An 8,382-nucleotide genomic window follows, 5' to 3' on the forward strand; every position below is an offset into this window, starting at 1 on the left:
CGTAGCGTCGCTCGATGTGGGCCCGCACCTGGGTGCCGAGACCGAGCCGGAACCGTCCGCCGGTCGCCTCGGCCAGCTCCCAGGCCAGCTCCGCGGTCACCATCGGGCTGCGGGGGAAGGCCACCGCGATTCCCGTGCTCACCTCGAGGTCGGCGGCCAGGGCGGCGGCCGCGGCGGACAGGTACGCCGTGCGGGCCCCCTCGGTGATCACCAGGCCCGAGAAGCCCGCGCCCGAGGCGTCGTGTGCCATCGCCTGCATCTGGCGGAGCGGCAACCCACCCGTCATCAGGTCGAACCTCATGGTGCGGCCTCGCGCTCTCCGTCCCAGCCCGGCTTTGCCGTGCTGGGCATGTTGTTTGCTGGCCTCCCGGGCCAGCCTCGGTGCCCGTCAGGGAAGTTCGCCGACGTTACACCTGTCGTTTTCGCGGTGTTTGTCGGGGTGTCACCGAGCCCTCGTAGCGTGCCGCGCCGATCCGAGCAGGGGCGGCTGTCGCCGCGGAAAGGAGCGACCCCACATGTCGCGAGTTGGACGCTTGCTGCGGTCGAGAGGGACGCGCGCGGTGGCGGTCGTGGCCGCCGCCACCGTCTCCGCCTCGGCTGCGCTGCTCGCAGGGCCGGCGGGGGCGGCGGCGCCGAGCGGCGCCGCCGACGACAACACCGCCACTCCCATCAAGCACGTGGTGACCATCATCGGTGAGAACCACACCTTCGACAACGTGTTTGGCACCTACCAGCCGCCCGCCGGTCAGCACGTCGACAACCTCCTGTCGGAGGGGATCGTCAACGCTTCGGGCGCCGCCGGGCCGAATGCCTCCAAGGCCAAGCAGAGCCAGGCGACGGACACCACCAGCTACCAGGTCGATCCCACAACGACGACGCCCTACAGCACCCTGCCCCAACCCAGCACGACCTCGACCTCGAAGGCCTGCACGGGACAGGGACAGAATGTCAACGACGCCCGCTTCCCCTCGAACCTGGCCAACGTCCCCTACCAGATCACCAAGTACGTGCCGTACTTCGACGACCACGGCCAGTACAACCAGTTCGGGACGTGTGAGTTCAACGGAGCGGTGGTCGGTGACCCGCTGCACCGCTTCTACCAGATGTACCAGGAGGTGTCCGGCGACCAGGAGCATCCAGCGGGCACCAACGACCTGTGGACATGGGTCCACCAGACCGCCGGCGATTCCAACGGCGATCCGCCGGCCACGACGCCGCCGAACACGAACCAGGGCGCGTTGGACATGGGGTACTACGACATGGCGGCGGGAGATGCCCCGATCCTTCGCTACCTCGCCGAGCACTACGCCATGTCCGACGACTACCACCAGTCCGTGATGGGTGGCACCGGTGCCAACCACATCATGCTGGGCACCGGCGATGCCGCGTACTACCAGGACAGCCAGGGCAACCCCACGGCGCCGCCATCCGGTGAGATCGAGAACCCCAATCCCCAACCGGGTACGAACAACTTCTACACCCAGGACGGATATGGGAAGAGCGGGACGACGAACGGCGGGAGCTACTCGAACTGCGCCGATGCGACCCAGCCGGGCGTGAGGGGGGTGGACGCGTTGCTGAACACCCTGCCGTACAAGACCTTCAACAACGGTGACTGCGCGCCTGGCCACTACTACCTGCTCAACAACTACAACCCGGGCTACAACGTGGACGGGACGCTCGACACCTCGACGTTCACGGTGCCCCCCCAGCAGTCCACGAACACGATCGCCGACGAGCTCCAGGCCAAGCACGTCAGCTGGGGCTACTACGGAGAGGGCTACAACAATGGCAACCCCGGGCCCAACTACTGCGGCATCTGCGACCCGTTCCAGTACGCGACGTCGATCATGGCCAACCCGGCCAAGCGGGCCAACGTCCAGCACGGGCTCAGCGACTTCGACGCCAGCGTCGCCAACAACACCCTCCCCGCCGTCTCGTACCTCAAGCCCGGCGACGACGACGGCCACCCCGGGTACTCGACCCTGGCCGCGTTCGAGAACTTCGTCAGCCACACCGTCAGCGAGATCCAGAACCAGCCCAAGCTGTGGAAGTCGACCGCCATCTTCATCACCTTCGACGAGGGCGGCGGATACTACGACTCCGGTGCCGTCCAGCCGGTCAGCTACTTCGGTGACGGCACCCGGGTGCCCATGCTCGTGGTCTCCCCTTACACCAAGGCCGGCCACGTCGACCACAGCTATACCGATCACGTGTCGACCCTGAAGTTCATCGAGGCCAACTGGAAGCTCAACCCGCTGTCGAGCCGCAGCCTCGACAACCTGCCCGACCCCCGGCAGGCGAACGGTTCCTACCTGCCGCAGAACCCGCCGGCCATCGGAGACCTCATGGGCCTGTTCGACTTCGGGCAGGCGCAGCCCGACACGGCGAAGCCACCGCCGGGGAATGGGCCGCCACCCCATGACAGCCAGGGTGGCGGCGGATCAGGCGGCAGCTCGCGGTCGAACTGACCGCAGCCAGGTGATGCCAGCTCGGCCGGGGCCTTCGGGCCTCGGCCGAGCCGTTACGGCCGGCTCGGTGTCGACGTCGTCAGGATCAGACGGTGCCGCCGTCCGGCTTCCGGGCTCGACTGGGCGCCACCCGGGGCGGCTCGCCTGGCATCTTCGGGTAGACGGGCGGCCAGGGGGCGTCGGGGATCCCCGCGGCCCGGTCCCTCTCGTGCAGCGCCAGCAAGGGCTCCAGGGACTGGGGGTGCGAGGCCATGTCGGCCCAAGGATCGCCGCGCTCGGCCACCCGACGGGGGACGGTTGCGATCGTCAAATCGTCGGGGACGATGGCGTCGAGCTCATCCCAGCCGAACGGCGTCGACACCTGAGCGCCAGGCCGGGCCCGCACCGACCAGGCGCCGAAGATCGTCTTGTGGGGAGCGTTCTGGTTGAAGTCGACGAAGACACGTTCGCCGCGCTCCTCCTTCCACCAGGCCGCGGTGACGAGCTCGGGCCGGCGGCGCTCGAGCTCCCGGGCCACGGCCACCGCAGCGGCTCGAGCCTCGAAGGACGTCCACTTGGGCTGGAGGCGAACGTACACGTGGATGCCCCGGTTGCCGGTGGTCTTGGGTCGACCCGTCACTCCGACGTCGTCGAAGAGGACGGCGACCTCGTGGGCCGCCTCCTGGACCATCGAGAAGGTCACGCCAGGGCCGGGGTCGAGGTCGATGCGCAGCTCGTCGGCGTGCTCGGGATCGGCCGCCTGGGTCGGCCAGACGTGGAAGCCGAGGCAGGCCATGTTGACCGCCCACAGCACGTGGGCGAGGTCGGCGGCCACCAGGGCCACCGACGTGGTGCCGTTCGGGGTGGAGACGACGGTCGTCTCCAGCCACTCGGGCCGGTTCTCGGGCACCCGCTTCTGGAAGAACGATGACCCCCCGGCCCCGTTCGGGAAGCGCTGCAGCAGCACCGGGCGTCCACCGATCGCCGCCAGAAGGGGCACGGCGACCGCCTCGTAGTAGCGGACGAGATCGAGCTTGGTATCCCCGCGCTCGCCGAAGAACACCCGCTCGGGGTGGGTGATGGTCATCTCACGACCGGCAGCCTCGACCACCACCCCGGTCCCGCCGTCCGACGTCGACCCTCGCGCCATCAGCCAAAGCTACCGCCGTGGCCGTCTGGGGAGCTGGTCGTAACCCCTTAGGGAATGGCAAAAGGTCCAGCTAGGGTTGGCCGGGTCGTGGCGCGGCTCCGCATGAACCCGAAGGTCAGCGTGAGTGTTGTCTTCGTGTCGGCCATGTTCATGGCCATCATGGACATCACGATCGTGAACGTGGCCCTACCCACCCTGGGCAGGGAGTTCCACGTGCGCCCGGCGGGCGTGGAGGCGGTGGTGGTCGCCTTTCTCGTCAGCCTCGCCGTCTTCATCCCCGCCTCGGGATGGCTCGGTGATCGCTTCGGGACCAAGCGGGTCCTGTTGACCGCCATCGTCATCTTCACGGTCGCGTCCGTGCTGTGCGGCCTCGCCCAGAGCCTCAGCCAGCTGGTGCTGTTCCGCATCCTGCAGGGCGTCGGAGGCGGGATGCTGACGCCGGTGGGCATGGCCATGCTCTACCGCACGTTCCCGCCCCACGAGCGGATCCGGGCGTCGCAAATCCTGGTGACCCCCACGGCGTTGGCGCCTGCGCTCGGTCCTGTGGTCGGCGGCCTGCTGGTGACCGAGCTCTCCTGGCGGTGGGTCTTCTACGTGAACGTGCCCATCGGTGTCTTCGCCCTGACATTCGGGCTCCTCGCCCTGGACGAGCACCGTGAGCCGGAACCCGGCCGTTTCGATCTGGCCGGTTTCCTGCTCGCCGGAGCTGGGCTGGGCTCGGTCATGTACGCGGTGAGCGAAGGTGCGTTCAGGGGCTGGGGCTCACCATCGATCGTCGCCGCCGGACTGGCCGGGGCGGTGCTCCTCGCGGCCATGGTCTTCGTCGAGCTTCGACGCCGCGAACCGATGGTCGATCTCCGTCTCTTCAGCGACCGGCTGTTTCGCACCACCACGCTGGTGTTCTTCGTCGCCGTTTCGGGCTTCCTCGGCACCTTGTTCGTCGTCGCCCTCTTCTTCCAGGACGGGCTCGGCGCCTCGCCGCTGCTTTCCGGCCTGAGCACCTTCCCCGAAGCCCTCGGCGTCATGCTCGGCGCTCAGGTCGCGACCCGGATCTATCCGAGGGTCGGACCGCGGCGCATCATCGCCGGCGGCCTCGCCAGCATCGCCGTGTTCACCGCGCTCATGTCGCTGATCGGCTTCGGCGCCTACAGCCTCTGGGAGATGCGGCTGCTCATGTTCGTGCTCGGCTACTCGATGGCCCACGTGTTCGTGCCGTCGCAGGCGGCCGCCTTCGCGACCATCAGCCGTGCCTCGACCGGCCGCGCCTCGACGCTGTTCAACGCCAACCGTCAGCTGGGCAGCGCCGTCGGAGTGGCCGTGCTCAGCACCATCCTGGCCACCGTGGGCCTCGTCCGGCAGACCCCCGGCGGAGTCGTATCAAACCTGGGTGCGTACCACCTGGCCTTCGGCACCGCCGCGGTCATCGCCCTGATCGGAGCGATGATCGCCCTGACCATCAGAGACAGCGACGCAGCGCCAAGCATGCGCAGGCCGGATGCGGCCGCCGAGGCCGGCGGGGCCGCCCCCGGGCGCGAGCACGAAGGGGCGGTGGAGGGGGCACGGGCCTGAGGGACCGCTGGTCCCGATCAGGAACGGTTCAGCCAGATCTCGGTGGGGGTGACCACCCCCCGGCTCATGGCCTTGGCCTTGCCGCCCCCCGGGAGCGTCGCGCCGGCGAAGTTCTGGACCTGGCGCTGGGCGGCGACCATCCAGATGCCCCGGTTCGTCCACAGGTACGGCAGCTCGGAGGCGAAGGTCCGGGCCAGGCTTCGATAGGCGGCGGTTCTCGCCGCCGCGTCCCCGCTGGAGCGGCCTGTTTCCAGGGCTTGTTGGATCTGCGGGCTCCGGTTGCGGGCGAGGTTGAGGGCCGGCTGGCCGACCGGCGCGGCCGTGTCGGCAGTCCACGAGGCGTAGTTGAGATCGGGGTCGGCAGCGGCGAACTGGCGCCATGTGCAGGTCTGAAAGCTGCCCTGGCGGACACGGGGGGCGAGCTGGGCGGCGTCGACCTGGATGACCTGGCACTGGATGCCCACCTTCTCCCACATGCCGCGGAGCAGGCGACCGATCTGCCTGCCCTTCGACGTGCTGTCGGTGACGAGCTCGACGGAGACCGGGCCCTTGTCTTGTTGGTACCGGGCCACGAGGGCCTTCGCCGTGTCGACGTCGAACCAGGGGTAACCGGTTGACGAGTGGTACGGCGAGCCCCTCGCAAAGGGGCCGAACGACTTGGGCGGGATGCCGTTGCGAACCTTGTCGATGATCCGCTGCTTGTCGATGGCGTGGGCCAGAGCCATTCGCAACCGGCTGTCGTCGGTCGGCGGCACCGCGGTGTTGAGCAGCACGAAGTCCATGTCAGGCTCGGTGCTCGCGTGTGCGTCGTCGATGGTGACCCAGCTGGGGTCGCCGCGGAGGTTGGAGATGTTCTGTGTGTCCGAGCTGTGCATCATGTCGACCTGGCCGGAGGTGAAGGTGTCCTCGCGCGAACGCTGGTCGATGATCGGCTCGTACCGGACTTTGTCCAGGTAGGGCAGTCCCGGCCGCCAGTAGCTCGGGTTCCTGGTGGCCGTGAACGTGTCCCCTGGCGTCCAGCGCTCGAACACGAACGGCCCTGTCCCCACCGGCTTGTGGTCGGCGTCGCCGGCGAGAAGCGTCCTGGGCTCCACCACAATCCCGGCCTGGCCGGTCAGGTGGAACGGAAAGGGTTGCCACGGGGTGCGCATCGACACCACGACGTTCATGGGGTCGATCACGTCGACCGCGCCGATGGTGGCGAGCGCCGGAGCGGTCAGCGGGGCGGTGCGGAGGGCGTCGAGGTTCGTCTTCACCGCCGCCGCCGTCAGCGGGCTGCCGTCGTGGAACGCGACGTCCCGCCGGAGGGTGATCGTCCACCTGGTGTAGTCGGCGTTGGCCGTGATCGACTGGGCCAGATAGGGCCGGACGGCCCCGCTCGCATCCACGGCGGCAAGTGTGTCGTAGACGGCTCGCGAGCTCAGCAGGCCGCCGACGCCCCACAGCTCCCGGGTGGGGTCGAAGCCCTCGATCTCGGCCTCGGTGGCAAACGTGAGGGTGCCGCCCCGCCGCGGCGTCCCCTGCGAGACGCCGGCGCTGCTGGCCGAGCTGGACTGAGGTCCGAGACCGCAGGCGGCGAGGGCGCCGGACGCCCCGCCCAGGAGCGCCAGGCCGCCTGCAGTCCTGATACTGCGGGCGAGGAACGTACGGCGGTCGAGGGGTTCGGACAAGGTCGGTGTCTTCCGGCGGAGGTCGATCGGGCAGCGCGGCGCGTCAGCTGGTGGTCACCTGCGGAGCGGCGCCGTGCACACCGGTGTCCTCCCGACGCACCGTGCGCTCTGCCCGCCCGAGCCTCAGGCCCCGCTGGCCTCCAGCTGCATCCGGTCGTACTCGGCACCGGTGTCCTCCCAGTCCTCGTACTCGAGGACGCCGAGCTCGCCGAACCGGCGCCGTAGCCAGCCGTCGCCGGCGTCGAGCAGGCCCAGCTTCTTCAGGTTGGGCACGATCTTCGAGAACAAGACCTTGCGAAACTCGCGCTGCACCGGTGAGTCGAGCATGACCTGGCAGCACTCCTTCACCGGCAGGCCCACGGACTCCCACACCTCCTGGCCGAGGAAGCGGTCTCGCATGCGCACCGCCGCCTCGTAGCAGAACTCCTGGCGCTCGCGGATCTCGGCCGCGCCGAGCCCGGCGTAGGCCTCCTTGAGCGAAAGCACGCCGAAGGCCACGTGGCGCGCCTCGTCGGCCATCACATAGCGGGTGATCTGCTTGAGGAGGGGATCGATCGAGTACGTGTACTGGAACCCGAAGGCGGCCAGGGCCAGCCCCTCGATCATGATCTGCATGCCCAGGTAGGTCATGTCCCAGCGGGGGTCGCCGGCCACGTCGTCGAGCAGGCTCCGCAGGTGGAGGTTGATGGGGAACTCGACGCCCAGCTTCTCCTTCAGGTACCTGCCGTACACCTCGACATGGCGGGCCTCGTCCATGACCTGGGTGGCGGCGTAGTACTTGGCGTCGATCCAGGGGACCGTCTCCACGATCTGCGCCGTGCAGATCAATGCGCCCTGCTCGCCGTGCATGAACTGCGACAGCGTCCAGGCCTGCTGGGCCGCCCCGATGTCGTACCACTCCTCGTCGGACAGCCGCTCGAACACGGTGCCGGCGCGGTCGATGTTAAGCGTCGTCATGAGGGGGTTGGTTGGGTCCCGGGCGATCCTGGCCGGGTCGACGTCGATGTCCCAGTCGATGTCGGTCGACACGTTCCACATCGACGTCTTGGCCTTCTCGTACAGCCTGGCCAGTTGGGGCCGCGACCGGTCGTAGTCCCACGTGAAGCACACCTCGGGTGCCGTCCGCACCACGTGGATGGCGTCGTGCTGCTCGGCCGTCTCGACGGTCTCCGCCAGCTCGTCGATGGTGCCCGAGCGCACCTCGTCGTCGGTGGACATGCTCCGACCTCCTTGGCCCATCCTCGAGCCTAGACGCTCAAGCGGCGTCGGCTATGTCGTCGGGCCGCCCTCCCGGGCCGGCCTTGACGCTCAAGCGCCTGCGGCTATGTCGTCGGGCCGCCCTCCCGGGCCGGCCTTGACGCTCAAGCGCCTGCGGCTATGTCGTCGGGCACGGTCAAGCAGCGTCGGGGACGGTCAGCCGCCGGTCGAGTGCCCGACCACCGAGTTGATGTAGGTGAGCATGGGCCTCCCGCCACCCGAGCTGCCGACGGGCCAGAAGCCGATCTCCAGGTGCGGGCCGCTCGAGATGCCGACGATCCCGTAG

At 68.9% G+C, this 8,382-nt stretch carries 6 protein-coding genes; 2 read left to right on the forward strand and 4 right to left on the reverse strand.

The window, feature by feature from the left end; all coding sequences use genetic code 11:
• Positions 1 to 301, reverse strand: a 301-nt coding sequence (locus tag VGF64_02545; protein ID HEY1633609.1) for an LLM class flavin-dependent oxidoreductase, incomplete at its 3' end; no start/stop codon positions are given.
• A 259-nt stretch (positions 302 to 560) separates the two neighbouring features.
• Here VGF64_02545 and VGF64_02550 point away from each other — a divergent pair.
• Positions 561 to 2,471, forward strand: coding sequence for an alkaline phosphatase family protein (locus tag VGF64_02550; GenBank protein HEY1633610.1), 1,911 nt, complete (start codon positions 561 to 563; stop codon positions 2,469 to 2,471).
• Positions 2,472 to 2,556: 85 nt separating this feature from the next.
• On the opposite strand, the gene ligD is transcribed toward VGF64_02550, so the two are convergent.
• Positions 2,557 to 3,600 (reverse strand): non-homologous end-joining DNA ligase, encoded by a 1,044-nt coding sequence (gene ligD / locus VGF64_02555; GenBank protein HEY1633611.1) that lies wholly within the window; start codon positions 3,598 to 3,600, stop codon positions 2,557 to 2,559.
• Positions 3,601 to 3,687: 87 nt separating this feature from the next.
• Between ligD and VGF64_02560 the strand changes: the two genes are divergently transcribed.
• The gene (locus VGF64_02560; GenBank protein HEY1633612.1) at positions 3,688 to 5,169 is read left to right on the forward strand and encodes an MDR family MFS transporter; all 1,482 of its coding nucleotides are present in this window, start codon (positions 3,688 to 3,690) and stop codon (positions 5,167 to 5,169) included.
• Positions 5,170 to 5,186: 17 nt separating this feature from the next.
• On the opposite strand, the gene VGF64_02565 is transcribed toward VGF64_02560, so the two are convergent.
• Both VGF64_02565 and VGF64_02570 read right to left on the reverse strand, forming a co-directional pair.
• Positions 5,187 to 6,839 carry an ABC transporter substrate-binding protein gene (locus tag VGF64_02565; GenBank protein HEY1633613.1) on the reverse strand — a complete coding sequence of 551 codons (1,653 nt, stop codon included), beginning with the start codon at positions 6,837 to 6,839 and terminating at the stop codon, positions 5,187 to 5,189.
• Between the two features lie 123 nt (positions 6,840 to 6,962).
• Complete coding sequence (locus VGF64_02570) at positions 6,963 to 8,057, reverse strand: ferritin-like domain-containing protein (GenBank protein ID HEY1633614.1); 1,095 nt, start codon at positions 8,055 to 8,057, stop codon at positions 6,963 to 6,965.
• Positions 8,058 to 8,382 lie beyond the last annotated feature (325 nt).

This window comes from Acidimicrobiales bacterium, assembly GCA_036491125.1.
Lineage (GTDB): Bacteria > Actinomycetota > Acidimicrobiia > Acidimicrobiales > AC-9 > AC-9.

Excerpts from the sequence above, each read along its gene's own strand:
- ligD (HEY1633611.1), bottom strand. The coding sequence starts at position 3,600 with ATGGCGCGAGGGTCGACGTCGGACGGCGGGACCGGGGTGGTGGTCGAG.
- VGF64_02570 (HEY1633614.1), bottom strand. The coding sequence starts at position 8,057 with ATGTCCACCGACGACGAGGTGCGCTCGGGCACCATCGACGAGCTGGCG.